Raw genomic sequence first — 18,797 nt, 5'->3', positions numbered from 1 at the left:
GGTGCCCCCACCCTTGCCCTGCCACTGACCGTACGCGATGGAGTGAGGCAACTGAATGCGCGTGTTGTTCGTGGGGCACGGCCCGGCCCATGTCCCCTGGATCATCCCGCTCGCCTGGGCCTGCCGCCTTGCGGGCCACGAGGTGCGGGTAGCGGTGCGGCCCCAGTGCGTGGCCCCCGTCACCCGGGCCGGTCTGGTGGCCGTGCCCGTCGGCGACGAGGCCGCCACCGCGGAGGTCGCGGCCCGTCAACTGGGCCTGGGCCCCGGGCGGTTGAAGGCGGCCGCCGAGTCCGTGGCCGTCCTCGACGCCGATCTGAGCGAGGCGCTCATCGAGAAGATGATCGCCGTCGCCGACACCCTCACCGACGACCTCGTCGACTTCGCCCGCTTCTGGCGCCCGGACATCGTGGTGCACGACACCGCGGCCGCCGCGGGCCTGGTGGCCGCCGCCGCGATCAAGGTTCCGGCGGTCGGCCACACCTGGGGCGTCTCGCTCGGCGTGCACTGCGAGAGCGAGGCGGAGCTGCGCCCCTCCTACGCGAAGCTCTTCGAGCGCTTCGGCGCCGACCCGGTGGTCGGCCCCTCGGTGTGGATCGACCCGTGCCCGCCGGGCCTTCGCCCGCCGCACGGGGTGCGCCGCGCCAACATGCGCTACATCCCGTTCGCCGGCCCGGCCGCGCTGCCCGACTGGCTGCGCGCCGAGCGCCCCTCGGGCCGGCCGCTGGTCTGCGTGACCGGCGGGGTCACCACCTCCGCCCTGGACGAGGTGCGCGACCACGTGGTCCGCTCCCTGCTCGGCCTGGACACCGACGTGGTCCTCGCGGTCACCCCCGAGCAGGCGGCCAACACCGGCCAACTCCCGGACGGCGTACGGATGGTGGAGTCGTTCCCGCTCGACGTGCTGCTCGCGCACTGCGACGCGCTCGTCCACCACGGCGGCGTGGGCAGCGGGCTCATCGCCGTCACCCACGGCCTTCCCCAGCTCCTGCTGCCGCGCAACGCCTTCCAGGAGCACTGGTCCCATCTGGTGCGCGCGTCCGGCGCGGGCACCGCGCTGCCCGCCGACGCCGAGGAGGGCGCGGTCGGCGCGGCCGTCCAGGACCTGCTGACCCGCCCCTCCTACCGGGAGCGGTCGAAGGCGCTGCGGGCCGAGACCGACCGGATGCCCACCCCCGACCAGCTCGTGGGCTTCCTGGAGGAGTGCGTGAGAGCCGGTCACACGGACGTTCCCACACCTGAGGAGACAGGAAGACGATGACCGTACTCCTTGAGCCCACGACGGGCACGAACCGCTTCGTGCGGGGCGAGACGATGCACGGCCTGTTCCAGGACGCGGCCCGCCGCTTCCCCGAGGCAACCGCCGTCTCCCACCGGGGAGCCGGCGTTTCCTACCGCGACCTCGACGCCGCCTCCGACGGGTACGCGGCGCTGCTGCAGGCCCACGGCGTGCGCCGCGGGCAGCTGGTGCCGGTGCTCATGGAGCGCGGCACCCCGCTGATCGCGGTCCTGCTCGCGCTGTTCAAGTGCGGGGCCGCCTATTCGTTCCTGGACGCCCGGTGGCCCGTCGACCGGCTCGAAGGAGTGATCGGCCAGCTGGGCGCGCCGCTCCTGGTGACCACCGTGGACGGCGACTGGTCCGTTCCCGCCTGGACGCCGCCGGCCGAGGACCTGACCCTCACCGCGGCGCGCGGCCTGACCCCCGCGCCGGTCGCGGTGACCGGCGCCGACGCCTGCTCGGTGTTCTTCACCTCCGGCTCCACCGGCACCCCCAAGGGCGTGGTGTCCAGCCACGAGAACGCGGTGCGCCTGTTCGACGGCGCCTTCTACGCCGAGCTCGGCCCCGGCACCGTGATGCCGCAGACCGCTCCCCCCACGTGGGACGGCTTCACCCTGGACTGCTGGAGCATGCTCCTGACCGGTGGACGGACCGTCCTGCTCGACGAGACGGTCCTGGTGCCGCGCACCTTGCGCGCGCTGATCGCCGAGGAGGGCGTGAACGGCGCGTTCATGACGACGCAGCTGTTCAACATGCTGGTCACCACCGATGTGGGGGCCTTCGCCGGGATGAAGTGGCTCTCCATCGGCGGTGAGCGGGCCGCCCCGACCCGGGTGCGCGCCTTCCTCGCCGCCCACCCCGGCATCCGTCTGGTGAACGTGTACGGGCCCGTCGAGTGCGGCGCCGTCGTCACCGCCCACCAGGTGCGGCCCGAGGACTGCGACGACCCGGCCGGCATCCCGCTCGGCCACGCGCTGGCGCACACGGATGTGTACGTCCTGGACGGCACCCGGGTGTGCGCGCCCGGCGAGACCGGCGAGCTGTGCCTGGGCGGCCCGGGCCTCGCCCGCGGCTACCTCGGCAACCCCGCGCTGACCGAGGAGGTCTTCGTCGAGGCCGAGATCGACGGCAGGCTCCAACGCCTTTACCGTACGGGCGACTTGGGCAACCGGTCGGCCGAGGGCGTGTTCCACTACACCGGCCGCGGCGACCGCCAGATCAAGATCCGGGGCCACCGGATCGAGCCCGCCGAGGTCGAGCGCACCGTGGAGCGGGTGGCCACGGTCACCGGCGCCGCGGTCGTGCCGGTGCCCAAGCCCGACGGCTCCTACCACGGGCTCGCGCTGTTCTACACGCGCGGCGAGGGCGGGGCCGGGCCGGAGGAGCTGCGCGAGCGGCTCGCCGAGCTGCTGCCCGAGTACCTGGTGCCGCGCCGCGTCCAACTCCTCGACCAGTTCCCGCAGTTGGCGAACGGCAAGATCGACCGGCGGGAGCTGGCCGCGCGGGTCCGCCCGGAGCCGGAGCGCGCCGAGGAGCCCGCCGAGTCGTTCGAGGGCACCGCGGCGCTGGTCGCCGCGGGGTTCCGGGCGGCCCTCGACGCCGAGCGGGTGCCGGGCGACGTCTCGTTCTTCGAGCTCGGCGGCAGCTCCCTGGAGGCGGCCCAGCTGTGCCAGCACCTGGACGCGGTGCTCGGCGCGGCCGTCCAGCCCTCGCAGATCTTCCGCACCCCGACCGTGCGCCGGCTCGCCGCGTGGCTGGACGCCACCGCGCGCTCGGCCGAGGCCGCCGACGCCCCGGTGCCGGGACTTGAGCCCGGCGAGATCCTGCTGCCGCCCGAACAGGCCGGCTTCCTGTTCGCCGCCGCCCACGACAAGGACGGCCTCGGCGGTCTGTGCCGGATGACCTGGTGGATCGAGGGACCGGTCGACGTCGACGCCCTCACGGCCGCGGTCGGCGACGTCCACCTGCGCCACCAGGCCCTGCACGCCCGCTACTTGATCCGCGACAACGAGCTCGGGTACGCGGTGGTGCCGCCGGCCCCGGCCGACGCCGAGGTGATCCGGCTGCCCGACGCCGCCGACGAGGAGGCCGCGGCCACCGCGTGGCTGACGGCCGCGCTCACGCCGCTGGCCGTCCGGGACGCCGAGGTGTGGCGGTGCGCGGTCGTGCGCGCCGAGGACACCGCGCGCACCCTGTTCGGCCTGGTCGCCCACCACGTCGCGTTCGACGGGGCCTCCGAGACGGTGCTCGCGGCCGACCTGTCGCTGGCCTACGCCGCCCGGCTCTCGGGCCGCGCCCCCGAGTTCCCCGCACCGGCCGCGACCCTCGCCGAGGTGTCCGCCGACCACCGCAGGGTGATCGCCCGGGTCGACCTGGCGGCGCAGGCCGAGTACTGGGAGGACCACCTGGAGCTCCAGGAGCCCCTGGAACTGCCGGGCCGCGCCGACAACGACCGCAACGCCGGGCCCGGCTACTCCCCCGCGCGCACCGTGACCAACGCCGAGCTCGCCCGCTGGGACGAGCGGGCCCGCGCGCTCGGCACCACCCGCTTCGCCATGCTCGCGGCCCAATTCGGCCTCGTACTGCGGGACTTGACCGGGCAGAGCGACATCGCCGTCAAGGTTCCGGTGGCCCGGCGGGGCAGCGAGGTGCTCGCCTCCGCCGTCAGCTGCCGGGTCGACCTGCTCTTCCTGCGCTTCTGGCCGCCGCACAAGGACGACGGCTCCGGGCTCCTGGAGCAGGCGGTGACCCATGTCGACGAGGCCCTCGCCGCCCAGGAGACCGGCGGCGCCCAGCTGGCCCGCACCGTGGTGCTCACCGGCGGCGGCGAGTCCCTGCGCCCGATGCCGAGCTTCCTGATGCAGGACGACCCGGACCCGAGGCTCGAACTCGCCCACTGCACCGCCCAGTTGTCCCGCATCGGCGCGCCCACCATGTTCACCGAGCTGGAGCTGGACGTCCGCACCACCGCGGACGGCGCCCTGATCACCGCCTCGGTACGCACCGACCGCATCCCGGCCGAGATCGCGGACCGGGTGGTGATCGCGTACACCGAGGGCCTGCGCCGCGGCCCCGCCGCTCCCATCACACCCGAGGACACCTCATGCGTGTACTGATCCTGAGCAGCCCCGAGTCCACCCACTTCACCTGCATGGTGCCGCTGGCCTGGGCGCTGCGCGGCGCCGGGCACGAGGTCCTGGTCGCAGGCCAGCCCGACATCATCCCGATGGCCCGTTCGGCGGGCCTCAACACGGTCACCGTGGGACGGCAGTTCTTCGGCAAGGACCTGCTCAGCCCGCCGCTGCCGCCGAACAAGCGGCCCATCGAGATCGTCGGGCCGCTCACCCCGAAGATGACCATGATCGGCTCCCGGGTGTGGGTCCTGCACACCCGCTACATGGCGCCCAAGTACCTGGAGGTCGCCGAGCGGTTCAAGCCGGACCTGGTGATCTCGGAGATCTTCGACTGGGTCGCCTGTCTGATCGGCGGCGTCCACAGGATCCCGGTGGTCTCGCACCGCTGGGGCGTCGACCCGATGAGCCACCTGATGCGGGCCACCGCCGAGGACCTGCTCCAGGGCACCTGCGAGCGCCTCGGCATCGAGGGCGGCCTCCCGAAGCCCGACCTGCTGCTCGACCCGGCCCCGCCGCAGCTCCTCGTGGCGGGCGCACCGGCCGGCGCGCCGATCCGGCACATTCCGTTCAACGGCACCGGCCACGTGCCGAGTTGGCTGCGCCGGCGGGGCGACAAGCCCCGGGTCTGCGTGACCATGGGCCGCCAGACCATCTCGCTCGGCGGGCTCCCGATGTTCCGCGGCATCGTCCAGGCCTTCGGCGACCTGCCGGAGACCGACGCGGTGATGACCGTGCAGGAGGAGTTCGTCGACGAGCTCGGCACCATCCCGTCGAACGTCACCATCATCCCGCCGACGCCGCTCAACGGCTTCCTCGACAAGACGGACGCGGTGGTCACCCACGGCGGCGCCAACACCCTGCTCGCCGTGGCCAGTTTCGGCGTCCCGCAGCTGATCATGCCGCAGCTGGTCGACCAGTTCGAGGGCGGCGACCTGCTCGCCGCCGCCGACGCCGGTCTCACCCTGCGCACGGCCGAGGCGCAGAACGACCCGGCCCAGGTGGCCGAGGCCGTGCGCACCCTGCTCGCCTCGGAGCGGATCACCAAGGGCTCGACCGTCCTCGCCGAGACCATGGCCGCCATGCCCAGCCCCGCCGCCGTCGTCCGTGACCTGGAGAACCTCCGATGCGCGTACTGATCACCAGCACCCCCGTCGACACGCACTTCCTGCCCATGCTGCCGCTGATCCGGGCGCTCACGGAAAAGGGCCACGAGGTGCTCGTGGCGGGGCAGCCCGACGTCACCGGGCCGGCCGAGGCGGCGGGCCTCGCCACCGCCACGTTCGGCGAGGCCTTCCACTACATGGACCTGCGCCGGGGCCGGCGGCCCGAGGGCCTGCGCCCCATCGAGGTGGTGGGCCGCCCGCCGGCCCAGCAGATCGACGGCGCCGCCCAGATGTGGCGCAACCACGCCCCGTACTTCCTGTACGACTACCTGGAGCTGGCCCGCGAGTGGCGGGCCGACCTGGTGATCTCGGACCACATGGAGTTCGCGGGCCCGGTCGTCGCGAAGGTGCTCGGCATCCCCAGCGTGTGGCACCGCTGGGGGGTGGCCCCCACCACCACGTTCATGCTCGGCCAGACCCGGATGTGGCTCGGCCCGCTGTGCGAGCGGCTCGGCCTCGGCTCCGTCCCCGAGCCGGACCTGATCCTCGACCCGGCGCCGCCCACCCTGGCGAGCACGGAGGCCCCGGCCGCCCGGCCGATCCGCCCCGTGCCGCACACCGGCGACGGCACGCCCTGGACGTACGCCGCCCCGCCCGGGCGCCGGGTCGCGGTGGCGCTCGGCGGCTACACCCTCGACCTCGACGGCGCCCCGCTGGTGCGCCGGATCGTCGACGCGCTGGCCTCGGCGGGCGGGGTGGAGGCGGTCGTCTCCGCGGCCCCCGAGCACCGGGCCGCGATCGGCACCCTGCCCGCGGGCATGGCGTACTCCGAGGAGACGGCCCCCGGTCTGCTCTTCCCCGGCGCCGACCTCGTGGTCCACCACGGCGGGCCCGGCTCCACCCTGGCCGCGGCCGCGCTGGGCATCCCCCAGCTCGTGCTCGCCCAGCTCGACGAGACGTTCCTCGCCGGCGACAAGGTGGCCGCCGCGGGCGCCGGGATCACCCTGGACACGGCAGAGCGGCAGAACAGCGCCGCCGAACTGGCCGACAGCGTCCGCCAGTTGCTCACCGAACCCGCATACCAGTCGGGCGCCCGGCGGCTGCGCGCCGAGATCCAGGACATGCCGGCCCCGGCCGAAACCGTCACCCTGCTCGAAGAATTGACGACACGTCAGGAGGTACTGGCGTGAGCACAAACGTGACCGCCGAAACCACCACCAGCGAGACGGACACCAAGGCCGACGAAAAGGTGACCAAGGAGAAGAAGCCCAATCCGAACGGGATGAGCGACATCCAGGTCCTGGTGTTCATCGTGTGCGCGATGGCCACCATGACGCTGGCCCTGCTCGACGGCTCGATCATCTCCTCGGCCGTCCTGCCGATCGTGCGCGACCTCGACCCGGCCCACGGCATCGACCGCTTCCCCTGGCTGATCACCGCGTACCTCCTTGCCGCGACGGCCGCGCAGCCGCTGTACGGCAGGCTCAGCGACAGCTACGGGCCGCGCCGGATCTACCTGGCCGCGCTCGGCACGTTCCTCGCGGGCTCCGCGCTGTGCGCCACCGCGCACTCGCTCACCCAGCTGATCGCCTTCCGCGCGGTCCAGGGGCTCGGCGGCGGCGGCCTGATGAGCATGACGCTGATCGTGATCGCCACCCTGTACCCGCCCAAGTCCCGCGCCGGGCGCTCCAACGCGGGCGGCGCGCTCATCGCGGCCGGCATCATCGCCGGGCCCATGATCGGCGGCCCGCTCAGCGAGAACCTGTCCTGGCGCTGGATCTTCCTGCTCAACGTGCCGCTCGCGGGCCTCGCGCTCGCCGGTGTGGCCTGGGCGCTGCGGCTCCCGGTGAAGGGCACCCAGCAGAAGGTCGACATCCTCGGCTCGGTCCTCATCGCGGCCGCCACCTGCGCGCTGCTGCTCGGCGTGAAGGCGTACGGCGAGCACAACTCGTTCTCCGGTCCGGTGCTGCCCTACTTCTACGGCGGCTTCCTGATGGCCGGAGCATTCGTCGCGCGGCAGCTGAAGGCGGCCGATCCCCTGATGCCGCTCACCCTGTTCAAGGACAAGGTGTTCCGGCCCGCGGCGATCCTCCAGTTCGTGGGCGGCTTCGCGCTGCTCTCGCTGCCGGTGTTCCTCATCAACTACCTGAACATCGTGCGGGGCGTCTCGCTGGACGCGGTCGGGCTCCATCTGATCCCGCTCGCCGTCGGCGTGGTCCTGGTCTTCCTCGGCTGGGGCAAGATCATCACCCGTACCGGGAAGTGCAAGGCGGTCCTGGTGGTCACCACGGCGACGGCGACCGCCGCCGTCGCCGGGCTCGGGTTCACCGTGGCCGACGCGCCCGTCTGGGAGCTCGACCTGCTGCTCCTGCTGCTCGGTGTGGGCCTGGGAGGCGTGACCCAGATCGCGCTGTTCATGACCCAATCCGCCGCCGCGCCCGACCAGTTGGGCGTGGTCACCACCACCTCGCGGTTCGCGACGATGCTGGGCACCACCATCGGCGGCACCGTGCTCGGCGCGGTCCTCAGCGCGCGCTTCGCCTCGGCCGCCGGCGCCTCGGGCATCAAGGACCCGGACGCCGCGGCAGCCCAGCTCGCCGGGCTCGACGCGGAACGGCGCCACCTGGTGACGGACGCCTTCGCGCACGCCACGTCCACGCTGCTCCTGGTGGCCGCGGGGCTCCTGCTGCTCGCGCTGGTGACGGCCCTGGTCATGAAGGACGTCGACGTGAACACCGCGGCGGACGGCGAGTCCGACGAGACCTCGCAGGAGCCCGCCGCCACCCAAGAACCCGCCGAAGAGGCCGCCCCACAGTCCGAGGAGGACGACGAAGATGCGCGTACTGATGCTGAGCACCCCCTTCCCCACCCACTTCACCCCCATGGTGCCGCTGGCCTGGGCGCTGATGGGAGCGGGCCACGAGGTGCTGGTCGCCGCGCAGCCTGACGTCACCGACGCGGCCCGCGCCGCCGGGATCTCGGCCGTCGACATCGGCGACCGCTTCCACGGCCTCGACGTCCTCCAGCGCCATCTCCCGGACGGGGTACGCCCGTTGGAGCTGATGGGCCCGACCCCGCCGGAGAAGATGGCGGGCACGACCAAGCTGTGGGAGACCCACGCCCGCTATCTGGTGAGCTCCTACTTGGAGTTCGCCCGGGAGTGGGGGCCCGACCTGATCGTGTCGGAGCAGATGGAACTGGCGGGCCAGCTCGTCGCGGGCGCGCTCGGCATCCCGAGCGTGCAGCACCGCTGGGGCGTCGACCCGCTGAGCGGCCCCTCGCGCGCCTCGGCCCGCAACTTCCTGTACGGGACCGCCGAGCGCCTCGGCCTGGACGGCCTGCCCGACCCCGACCTGCTGCTCGACCCGTGCCCGCCCGCGCTGCACCACCCGAGCGCTGCGCCGGGCGCGCCGATCGGCTACGTGCCGTTCAACGGCACCGGCACCGTGCCCGACTGGCTGCACCGGCCGGCCGCCGACGGGGTGCGCCGCGTCGTGGTGTGCCTGGGCCGCCAGACGCTGGTGCTCAACGGCACCGGCCTGTACCGCTCGATCATTGCGGCGTTCGAGGGCCTGGAGGACGTCGAGGCGGTGGTGACGGCGGACGCCGCCTTCCACGAGGGCTTCGGTGAACTCCCCTCCAACGTCAAGGTGGTTGAGCCCGTCCCGCTGAACCTGTTCCTGCGGGACTGCGACGCCGTGATCCACCACGGGGGCGCGAACACCACGCTCACCTCGTGCGCGTTCGGCCTCCCGCAGGTGGTCCTCCCCCAGATCGTCGACCAGTTCGCCTCGGCCGAGCTGCTCGCCGCGGCCGGCGCGGCCCGGGTGCTCGGCGAGGCGGCTCCGCAGAACGACCCCGGCCGGGTCCGCGAGGCGATCCGGGACGTCCTGGACGACCCGCGCCACCTCAAGTGCGCCCAGGAGCTGCGCGCCGACATGACCGCCATGCCGAGCCCGGCCCGGGTGGTGGAAGACCTGGAGCGACTGGCCGCCGCCTGAGCCTCAACTCCCTTACACAGAAGGGCCCTTGCCGCATCGGCAGGGGCCCTTCCCCTTGCGCCTGCCCTGCGGATCCCCCTTCCGTCCGCGGGCCGTGCGTGGCGTTCGCGCAGTTCCCCGCGCCCCTTAGCGGGATCGGTGCGGGCCCGCATCGGCATCTTCAGCCCGTCCGGCGATTGAGGACGAGTGCCCTTAAGGCGCGAACGGGGGCCTGGGGGCGGAGCCCCCAGGGCCTGGGGCCAGCCAGCCCCGCGCACGCGGAAGGGGCCCGCCGACCGGGGTGGTCGGCGGGCCCCTTCGGGGTCGGCATTCGTACGGACTAGCCGCGGCGCTTCTTGAGGGCGTCGCCGCCGAACTTGACGACGAGGCAGACGACGACGGTGACGGCGAGACCGATGATGAGGTGGCTCACGATGTCCTCCAAAGGACGGTTGTGGGTGGGGGGTTGGATGGTGCGGCGGAAACTTGTGGTGCCGGTCAGGCGTGGGCGGCGGTGCGCTGCGCGGCGAGGACCGCCCACAGCGCGCCCGGGGTCGCGAAGGTCGCGGCCGTGAGCTTGTCCTCGGGGATCTCCACGTCGTACTGGTCCTCAAGGCGGACCAGGAGCTCGATGGTGGCCATCGAGTCGAGGCCGACGGCCTTGAGGTCGAGCGCGGGGTCCAGCGGGCCCGTGACACGCGGCAGGACCGAGGTCAGCAGCTGCTCGAAGCCGGCGTCCCACGAGACGTCAGTGGTGGTCATGGCTCAATCTCCTTACGGGATGCGGGATTACGGGGTTACTGACTCGGGGAGTCGGTCACTTCGGTCACTTCTGTTCGCGGCGCAGCCGCTGCTTGTCGGTCTTGCCGTTCGGGGTGAGCGGGAGCTCGTCGAGCAGGTGGCAGGCGGCCGGGACCTTGGCGGCCTCCAGGCGCTCGGTGAGCTGCGCGAGCACCTCGTCGGCCGTCAGCTCGGTGACGGCGTACAGCGTGAGGTCGTGGCCCTCGGCCGGGGCCAGGGCGGCGGCGGCCGTCACGCCCTTGATGTCGAGCGCGGCCGTCTCGATCTCCAGGGTGCCCATGCGGACGCCCTTGCGCTTGAACAGGTCGTCGCGGCGGCCCTCGAAGTAGAGGTGGCCGTCCGTGTCGAGGTGGCCGTAGTCGCCGGTGTGCAGGGTGACCTCGCCGGTGACCGGGTCGGGGCGGAACCGCAGGGCGGTCTGCTCCGGGGCCTGCCAGTAGCCGGTCATGATGTGCGGTCCGCGCACACAGATCTCGCCGACCGTGCTGGACGGCAGGAGCCGGCCGTCGTCGTCCAGGATCAGCACCTCGGTGCCGTCCAGGGCGCGGCCGACCGAGCCGGGGCGGGCGATGTCGCCGTCCGGTTCGAGCACGGTGATGCGCTTGCACTCGGTGGTGCCGAACATCGGCGACACCTGGGCCGCCGGGAACGCGGCCCGCAGCTGCGCGATGACGGGCCCGGTCAGGGCCGCGCCGGTGTTGGTGAAGAGCCGTACCGGAGGCGCCGCGCGGCGGTCCCGCTTGGACAGCGTGAGCAGCATCTCGCCGAGCGAGGGCACCAGCGGAACGACGGTGACCTGGTGCTCGTGCAGCGTGCCGAGCAGCCGTACGTGGCGGTCCGGCGAGGTGAGCACCACCTGGGCGCCCGCGATCACGGAGAGGAGGATCTGGTAGAGCCCGTAGTCGAAGGAGACCGGCACCGCGACCAGGACGACGTCGTCCTCGTGGTAGTTCAGGCGGGCCTGGATGGCGCGGGCGGCGAAGACGATCGGGGCGTGCGTGCTCACCACGGCCTTGGGCGCCGAGGTGGAGCCCGAGGTGTAGATGAGCAGACCCAGGTCGTCCGGGGCGACGGGCGTCTCGGCGCCGGCGGGCGCGGCGTCGTACAGCGCCTCGGCGCCGCGCCGCACCTCGTCGAGTTCGAAGACCGGACGGTCCATCAACTCCCGCAGAATCGCGGTGTCTTGGGCGTCCTGTCCGATCACGAGGACCGGGTCGCAGTCCGGTACGACGGTGTTGAGGTGGAAGCGCTTCATCGCCGGGTTGACCGGCACGAAGGCGATGCCGCGGCGCAGCGCGCCGAACATCAGGGCGGTGAATTCGCGGGTGTTGCCCACGCGGACCAGGATCCGGTCCGCGTGTCCCACACCCTGGGCGGTGAGCCAGTCGGCGTACGCCCGTGACCAGGCGTCCAGTTCCGCATAGGTCCACACGCCCGAGGCGTCGCGCACCGCGGGGGCGTCGGGCCGGGCGGCCACGGCCGCCGCGAGCAGTCCGTGGACGGTATCGGTGCCGGTGTCCGCGGCAACCAGCGTCTGAGTCGTCATCCAGCAACCTCGTGGTCATCGGAACGGAAGTTGGTCACCCTGAGCGTGAGGGGGTTGCCTCGACCCCGGATCGAGCGTCGGTGGACGCTGGCCCTGCGAGCCCGGAACCCAGCACCCCTCGGGTTGTGCGGTTTTCGACTGCGGGCCGTCCGTGGCTGGTCGCGCCCACGCGGCGGAGCCGCACAATGTTGCAGCCCCGCGCCCCTGGGGGTTGCAGTGATCGCGCTCCCGAGTTCGAGCCTCCCTCGTATTCCGGTGGATCCATCACATCCCCCGTTCCTCGTACGGGACTTGAGCCGCGCTGGAGCGCTCTTGACCTGCCCGGGACTCAAGTCCGCTGCGAGGAGGCCGCCCCATGGTGTCGCCGGGCAGCAAGCCCCCATGGTGACGACCCCGCCGCGACGACGTCCGACGGGGAAGGAGGCAGCGCTAAATGAACGCGGATTCCCGGCAGACCGGCAGCCAGGGTGCGGACGGCTCGGCAGGTGAGCGGCCGCTGGACTTCGGTGTCTTCTTCTTCGCCGCGGTCGGCGACCGGGCACAGGAGACCTACCGGCTGATGCTGGACGCGGCCCGCCGCGCCGACGAGCTCGGCTTCGGTTTCGTATCGACGCCCGAGCGGCACTTCCACCGCTTCGGCGGTGCCTTCCCGAACCCGGCCGTGACCTCGGCGGCCATCGCCGCGGTGACGAGCCGCATCCAGATCCGGGCCGGCAGCGTCGTGACGCCGCTGCACCCGGCCGCCCGCATCGTCGAGGACTTCGCGATGGTGGACGGCATCTCGAACGGCCGGGTCGCCATCTCGGTGGGCTCCGGCTGGAACGTCAACGACTTCGTGATCGCGCCGGAGAAGTACGAGACCCGGCGCGAGCAGATGATCAAGGATGTCACGGACATCCGGACCGCCTGGCGCACCGGTCACTGGACCGGCCCCAACCCGCTGGGCGCCGAGACCACGCTGCCCGTCTTCCCGCGCCCGGTGCAGGACGACCTGTCGGTGTGGGTGACCGCGTCCCGCAGCGAGGGCACCTTCCGCGAGGCGGGGCGGCTCGGCTGCAACATCCTGACCCACCTGGAGAACCAGGACGTCGAGTCGCTCTCCGACAAGATCGCCCTGTACCGGACGGCCCGCGCCGAGGCAGGTTGGGACGGCTCGGGCAAGGTCACCGTCATGATGCACACGTACGTCGCCGACGACGCGGCCGAAGCCCGCGCGGTGGGCGGCGGCGCCCTGCGCGACTACCTGCTCTCCGCCATCGACCTGGAGGCCCTCGCGGTCGAGGCCGGCGGCCGGATGAGCGGCAACAAGCAGGGCCGCGAGGTGCTCTCCGCGGTGAAGGCCCAGCGCAAGCTCGCCGAGCTCGGCGTCAACCGCTACCTGTCCGGGAACTCGCTGATCGGCTCGGTCGAGGAGTGCACCGAAACCGCCCGCCGGGTGCGCGCGGCCGGCGTCGACGAGATCGCCTGCCTGGTGGACTTCGTCGCCGACCCGGAGCTGGTGCTCGCCTCCCTGGAGCGCGTCGCCGCGGTCCGCCGCGAGGCCGCCGCCCCTGCCGAGCCGGTGCTGGCCGCCTGACCCCAGCCGCCTGACCCATGGGCGGCGCACCCGCCCCCGACCCCACGCAAGAGCCTCTCCTCATCCTTGACCAGGATCCGTTATCAGGAGGTTGTCCATGCCGACGATCCTCGCCGTCTCCGGCAGTCCGTCGCCGGTCTCCAGCACCCACCAGGTACTCACCCTCGCGGCGGACCGCCTTGCCGACCGCGGGCACCGGGTCGAGACGCTCGCCGTGCGCACCCTGCCCGCGGCCGAGCTCCTGCGGGCCGACCTGAACCATCCCCAACTGGCCCACGCCGCCGAGCAGTTCGCGAGTGCGGACGCCATCGTCCTGGCCACGCCGGTCTACAAGGCGGGCTACTCGGGACTGCTCAAGTCCTTCCTCGACGTACTGCCGCAGTTCGCCCTCGAAGGCAAGGTGGTGCTGCCGCTGGCCACCGGCGGCTCGCTCGCCCATGTGCTGGCCCTCGACTACGGGCTGCGCCCGGTGCTGATGTCGATGAAGCCGCGGGCGGTGTCGGAGAGCTTCTTCGTGCACGCGGGCGGCATCCGCAGGGGACCGGGCGGCTTCGCCGGCCTTGAGCCCGACACGGATGCCCTGCTGCGTGAGGCCACCGACAAGTTCGCCGACCTGGTGGAGAGCCTCACCGAGGCCGCCACCCCGACCGTCCGGCTGGTGCCCGCCGCCTGACCCGGAATCGCCGTGCACGGATCGCCGCGCACGCGTCACGTGTGACGAACCGCTGTGCAACATCCCCCATTCATGTGCCTGTTGATGTGTCGAACACGACGTAACCACGACAGAAGAGGACCCCATGAAGGCTCTGGTTCTGAGCGGCGGTACGGGAAGCCGACTGCGCCCGTTCAGCTACTCCATGCCCAAGCAGCTCATCCCGATCGCCAACAAGCCCGTACTTGAGCGGGTGCTCGACAACATCCGTGACCTCGGTGTCACCGAGATCGGGATCATCGTCGGCAACCACGTCGAGGAGATAGCCGAGGCGCTCGGCGACGGGTCCCGGCTCGGCGTCGAGATCACGTACATCCCGCAGGAGAGCCCGCAGGGCCTCGCCCAGTGCGTGCAGCTCGCCCGGGGCTTCCTCGGGGACGACGACTTCGTGATGTACCTCGGCGACAACATGCTCCCCGAGGGCATCGCCGAGGCGTCCGCCGAGTTCCACGCGCTGCGCCCGGCCGCCCAGGTGCTCGTCGCCCAGGTCGAGGACCCGCGCGCCTTCGGTGTGGCCGAGGTGGACGCGACCGGTGTCGTGGAGCGGCTCGTCGAGAAGCCCCCGGTGCCGCGCTCCAACCTGGCGCTCATCGGCGTCTACTTCTTCACCCCGGCCATCCACGAGGCCGTCGACTCGATCGTGCCGAGCGCGCGCGGCGAGCTGGAGATCACCGACGCCATCCAGTGGCTGGTGACCAACGGCTCGACCGTCCGGGCCCAGGAGTACCGCGGGTACTGGAAGGACACCGGCCGCGTCGAGGACGTCCTCGAATGCAACCAGATGCTCCTCGACGGCATCGAGCGCCGCGTGGAGGGCGAGGTCGACGACCAGAGCGTGCTGATCGGCGCGGTCGTCGTCGAGCCCGGCGCGAAGATCACCCGCTCCTTCGTGGAGGGCCCCGTCGTGATCGGCGCGGGCACCGTCCTTGAGGACAGCCACGTCGGACCGCACACGTCCATCGGCCGGGACTGCGTCCTGTCCGGCACCCATCTCGACTACTCGATCGCCCTGGACGGCGCGACGATCTCCGCGGTGCGGGGCCTGCACGGCTCCCTGCTCGGCAGGTCCGCCGCGGTCACGGGCATCGACCTGGCGAGCCGCCACCACCGCCTGGTGGTCGGCGACCACACCCGCGTGGAGGTCGCGGCATGACGAACACCGACACCCGGAGCGCGGAGCAGAGCGGCATGAACAAGATCCTGGTCACCGGCGGCGCGGGCTTCATCGGCTCGCACTACGTACGCACCCTCCTGGAGGGCGGCTACGAGGGGTACGAGAACGCCGAGGTCACCGTCCTCGACAAGCTCACCTACGCGGGCAACCGCGAGAACCTGCCCGCCTCGCACCCCCGCCTGACCTTCGTCGAGGGCGACATCTGCGACCTGCCGCTGCTCCTGGAGCTGTTCCCCGGCCACGACGCGGTCGTCCACTTCGCGGCCGAGTCCCATGTGGACCGCTCGCTTGAGTCGGCCGCCGAGTTCATCGCCACCAACGTCGGCGGCACCCAGAACGTCATGGAGGCCGCGCTGCGCGCCGGCGTCCAGCGCGTCGTGCACGTCTCCACCGACGAGGTGTACGGCTCCATCGACGAGGGCTCCTGGACCGAGGAGTGGCCGCTGCTGCCCAACTCCCCGTACGCCGCCTCCAAGGCCGGCTCGGACCTGATCACCCGCGCCTACTGGCGCACCCACGGCCTGAATGTGTCCATCACCCGCTGCTCCAACAACTACGGGCCCTACCAGCACCCCGAGAAGCTGATCCCGCGCTTCGTCACCAATCTGCTCGAAGGCGAGACGGTCCCGCTGTACGGCGAGGGCGCCAACATCCGCGAGTGGCTGCACGTCGACGACCACTGCCGCGCGATCCAGCTCGTCCTCACCAAGGGCCGCGCGGGCGAGATCTACAACGTGGGCGGCGGCAACGAGCAGACGAACCGTCAGATCACCGAGCGCCTCCTCGAACTGACCGGCAACGACTGGTCGAAGGTGGTCCGGGTCGCCGACCGCAAGGGTCACGACCTGCGCTACTCGCTCAGCGAGGCCAAGATCGCCGAGGAGCTCGGCTACGCGCCGCGCATCTCCTTCGAGGACGGCCTCGCCGAGACCGCCGCCTGGTACCGCGACAACCCGGGCTGGTGGAAGGCGGTCAAGCACGCGCCGCAGGAGGGCCAGAAGTGACACTGCTCAACGAGACGGCGCCCGCACCGCAGGTGCTGGTGGTGGGCGCCGGGCCGGTCGGGCTGAGCGCCGCCCACGAGCTGGCCCGGCACGGTGTGCGGGTCCGGCTCGTGGACGCGGCGGCCGGCCCGGCCACCACCAGCCGGGCGCTCGCCACGCACGCCCGCACGCTGGAGACGTACGACCAGATGGGCATCCTGGACGAGCTCCTGCCGCGCGGGCAGCGGGTGGAGCACTTCACGCTCCACCAGAACGGCCGCCGCCTGATCCGCTTCGACACGGACTACAGCCGGCTGCCCACCCGCTTCCCGTTCACGCTGATGGTCGACCAGGTCATCACCGAGGAGGTGCTGCGCACCGCGACGGCCCGCCGGGGCGTGGAGGTCGAATGGGGGGTGCGCCTCACGGAGTTCGAGGACCTGGGCTCCGAAGGCGTACGGGCCCACCTCGTCCACGCCGACGGCACGACCGAGACCGTCACGTCCGACTGGCTGGTCGGCACCGACGGCGGCCACAGCACCATCCGCAAACAGCTCGGCCTGAAACTGGAGGGGGAGTCGAGCGAGACCTGGCTGATCGCGGACGCCACCGTCCACTGCGACCTGCCGAAGGACAGCATCCACTGGATGCGCACGCCCACCGGCACCGTGATGATGGTGCCGTTCCCGGAGCCCGGCAAGTGGCGCCTGCTCGACACCGCGGAGACGTCCTACGGGGGCGACGACGCGATGGTGGCCCGGCGCTTCTCGGCGAAGATCAGCACGGGCACGGGCAGGCCCGCCGTGGTCGAATCGCCGTCCTGGGTCTCGGTGTTCACCATCCAGCAGCGCATGATCGGCCAGATGCGCAACGGCCGGGTGCTGCTCGCGGGCGACGCGGCCCACGTCCACAGCCCGGCCTCCGGGCAGGGCATGAACACCGGCGTCCAGGACGCGGTCAACCTCTCCTGGAAGCTCGCCACGGTCCTGCGCGGCGAGGCCCCGGACTCGCTCCTGGACAGCTACAGCGACGAACGGGTCCCGGTGGGCGCCGAGTTGCTGCGCACCACCAAGATGGCGACGATGCTGGTCCAGCTCAAGAGCCGCAGGGCGGCGGCCGCCCTGCGCGCCGCGTTCACGGTCCTGCGCTCGCTGCCCCCGGTCAAGGGCCGCATCCAGCGCAAGATCATGGGCGGCATGTCGGCGCTCGGCCTCGGCTACGCGGCGGGCCCGCTGGCCCACCCGTCGGCCCCTTCGGAAGGCGTACGCCCCGGCGAGCGAGTCGCACGTGTCACCGCACCAGTGCTGGCCACCAGCCCCGGCTGGCAGGAGGTGATCGCCGAACTCCAGCGCTCTGAATGGCTGTTGCTCACCTTCGGCGAGGCCCCCGAGGACCGCTACGGCCCCTCGGTACGCATCCGCACGGTGAACACCCCCGGCCCGGACACCCTGTCCGACCCGGCCGGCCACCTGTCCACGGCCCTGGGCGCCCCGGAGGGCACCTGGCTCCTGATCCGCCCGGACGGCTACCTGGCCGCGAGAGGCACAGCAAAGGAGTCCCCGTCGACCGCACTGACCTCGCTGGGAATCCATCCGGCAGAATCCCGTCAACTGACGTACTGAGAACGCCAATTGGGCCCGCCTCGGACAATGTCCGGTGGCGGGCCCAATTGGTGTGCGCGAAGCGCCCGAAGGGGCGCGGGGCTGTGACATCGTGCGGCTCCGCCGCGATGGGCGCGACCGAGGAGCTCCGGTCCACCTACAGGGGCGCGGGGAACTGCGCGACCAGCCCCCGCCGACCCGCAGCCGAACGCGATACCAGCGGAGCGCCTAGGCAGCGTGCTGCGAGCGCTCAGAACCCCTCCCGTAAAGGGAAAGGCACTGCGCATACGTAGGAAGCAACCCGAGCTCCAAGGCCTCCGCGACGGCAGGAGCCGCCGCATCCTTCTCGGACAGCACCGGGTCCCCCGTGAGCCAGCGTGCCCACGGCAGACCCAGCTCCGGGTCGAACGCCCGCAGATCGAGCTGCGTGCCCGGCACGTACTCCGTGGAGCAGAGATAGCTGATGCACGTGTCGTCGGTCAGCGCCACGAACCCGTGCGCGAGCCCCTCCGCCACGAACATCGCCCGCCCGTCCCGCGCGTCCAGGACCGTGGTCACGTGCTCGCCGAACGTGGGAGATCCCACGCGCACGTCGACGACCACGTCGAGCAGCGCCCCGCGCACGCAGCTCACCAGCTTGGCCTGGCCCGGCGGAATGGCCACGCCGTGCAGCCCGCGCACCGTGTTGCGGGAGGAGGCCGAGTAGTTGACCTGGCGCGGCACGAACTCGTGCCCGGTCTCGGCGGCCAGCAGGTCGTAGCGGTATGACTCGTGGAAACTGCCGCGGGGGTCCGTCAGCAGCTTCGGCATGATGCGGTACGCGTCCGGTACGGCGGTCTCTTCGATCCTCATGCTCCCGGACGGTAGGCGCCCCGACTCAAGTTCCGGTAGCGCCGCATGACCACCTGTCC

At 72.2% G+C, this 18,797-nt stretch carries 14 protein-coding genes; 11 read left to right on the top strand and 3 right to left on the bottom strand.

All coding sequences use genetic code 11. The features are described from left to right. Positions 1–55: 55 nt before the first annotated feature. The 6 genes from OHA17_RS26650 to OHA17_RS26625 are packed head-to-tail and all read left to right on the top strand — an operon-like array spanning position 56 to position 9,514. A complete protein-coding gene (locus OHA17_RS26650) occupies positions 56–1,258 on the top strand; it encodes a nucleotide disphospho-sugar-binding domain-containing protein (protein ID WP_406508673.1) in 1,203 nt (400 codons plus the stop codon). After that, entirely contained in the window at positions 1,255–4,392 is a 3,138-nt protein-coding gene (locus OHA17_RS26645; protein ID WP_406508672.1) for an amino acid adenylation domain-containing protein, read from the top strand. Before OHA17_RS26650 ends, OHA17_RS26645 begins: the two co-directional genes overlap by 4 nt. Then, complete coding sequence (locus OHA17_RS26640; RefSeq protein WP_406508671.1) at positions 4,380–5,546, top strand: nucleotide disphospho-sugar-binding domain-containing protein; 1,167 nt, start codon at positions 4,380–4,382, stop codon at positions 5,544–5,546. The genes OHA17_RS26645 and OHA17_RS26640 overlap by 13 nt, the downstream gene beginning before the upstream one ends. Next, a complete protein-coding gene (locus OHA17_RS26635) occupies positions 5,534–6,703 on the top strand; it encodes a nucleotide disphospho-sugar-binding domain-containing protein (RefSeq protein ID WP_406508670.1) in 1,170 nt (389 codons plus the stop codon). The genes OHA17_RS26640 and OHA17_RS26635 overlap by 13 nt, the downstream gene beginning before the upstream one ends. Continuing rightward, positions 6,700–8,460: an MFS transporter gene (locus tag OHA17_RS26630; RefSeq protein WP_406508669.1), complete on the top strand. Its 1,761-nt coding sequence runs from the start codon at positions 6,700–6,702 to the stop codon at positions 8,458–8,460. Before OHA17_RS26635 ends, OHA17_RS26630 begins: the two co-directional genes overlap by 4 nt. After that, complete coding sequence (locus OHA17_RS26625) at positions 8,348–9,514, top strand: nucleotide disphospho-sugar-binding domain-containing protein (RefSeq protein WP_406508668.1); 1,167 nt, start codon at positions 8,348–8,350, stop codon at positions 9,512–9,514. The genes OHA17_RS26630 and OHA17_RS26625 overlap by 113 nt, the downstream gene beginning before the upstream one ends. A gap of 477 nt (positions 9,515–9,991) precedes the next feature. Here OHA17_RS26625 and OHA17_RS26620 read toward each other — a convergent pair whose 3' ends face one another. Then, on the bottom strand, positions 9,992–10,255 hold the full coding sequence (locus OHA17_RS26620; protein WP_398871785.1) for a phosphopantetheine-binding protein: 264 nt from the start codon (positions 10,253–10,255) through the stop codon (positions 9,992–9,994). A 64-nt stretch (positions 10,256–10,319) separates the two neighbouring features. Then, the gene (locus OHA17_RS26615; RefSeq protein WP_406508667.1) at positions 10,320–11,840 is read right to left on the bottom strand and encodes a class I adenylate-forming enzyme family protein; all 1,521 of its coding nucleotides are present in this window, start codon (positions 11,838–11,840) and stop codon (positions 10,320–10,322) included. Positions 11,841–12,273: 433 nt separating this feature from the next. On the opposite strand from OHA17_RS26615, the gene OHA17_RS26610 reads away from it, so the two are divergent. The 5 genes from OHA17_RS26610 to OHA17_RS26590 all read left to right on the top strand — a co-directional run bounded on the left by OHA17_RS26610 (position 12,274) and on the right by OHA17_RS26590 (position 17,907). Beyond that, the gene (locus OHA17_RS26610; RefSeq protein ID WP_406508666.1) at positions 12,274–13,416 is read left to right on the top strand and encodes a MupA/Atu3671 family FMN-dependent luciferase-like monooxygenase; all 1,143 of its coding nucleotides are present in this window, start codon (positions 12,274–12,276) and stop codon (positions 13,414–13,416) included. Positions 13,417–13,513: 97 nt separating this feature from the next. Continuing rightward, positions 13,514–14,089: an NADPH-dependent FMN reductase gene (gene ssuE / locus OHA17_RS26605; RefSeq protein ID WP_406508665.1), complete on the top strand. Its 576-nt coding sequence runs from the start codon at positions 13,514–13,516 to the stop codon at positions 14,087–14,089. Positions 14,090–14,213: 124 nt separating this feature from the next. Further along, the gene (locus OHA17_RS26600) at positions 14,214–15,281 is read left to right on the top strand and encodes a glucose-1-phosphate thymidylyltransferase (RefSeq protein ID WP_053726146.1); all 1,068 of its coding nucleotides are present in this window, start codon (positions 14,214–14,216) and stop codon (positions 15,279–15,281) included. Continuing rightward, positions 15,278–16,306 (top strand): dTDP-glucose 4,6-dehydratase, encoded by a 1,029-nt coding sequence (gene rfbB / locus OHA17_RS26595; protein WP_406508664.1) that lies wholly within the window; start codon positions 15,278–15,280, stop codon positions 16,304–16,306. The genes OHA17_RS26600 and rfbB overlap by 4 nt, the downstream gene beginning before the upstream one ends. Beyond that, positions 16,303–17,907: an FAD-dependent oxidoreductase gene (locus tag OHA17_RS26590; protein WP_406508663.1), complete on the top strand. Its 1,605-nt coding sequence runs from the start codon at positions 16,303–16,305 to the stop codon at positions 17,905–17,907. Before rfbB ends, OHA17_RS26590 begins: the two co-directional genes overlap by 4 nt. A 207-nt stretch (positions 17,908–18,114) precedes the next feature. Here OHA17_RS26590 and OHA17_RS26585 read toward each other — a convergent pair whose 3' ends face one another. Continuing rightward, complete coding sequence (locus OHA17_RS26585) at positions 18,115–18,738, bottom strand: dTDP-4-dehydrorhamnose 3,5-epimerase family protein (protein WP_406508662.1); 624 nt, start codon at positions 18,736–18,738, stop codon at positions 18,115–18,117. Positions 18,739–18,797 lie beyond the last annotated feature (59 nt).

It is taken from the genome of Streptomyces sp. NBC_00212, assembly GCF_045206365.1.
Classification (GTDB): domain Bacteria; phylum Actinomycetota; class Actinomycetes; order Streptomycetales; family Streptomycetaceae; genus Streptomyces.
This window is presented reverse-complemented; position numbering and strand designations above follow the sequence as displayed.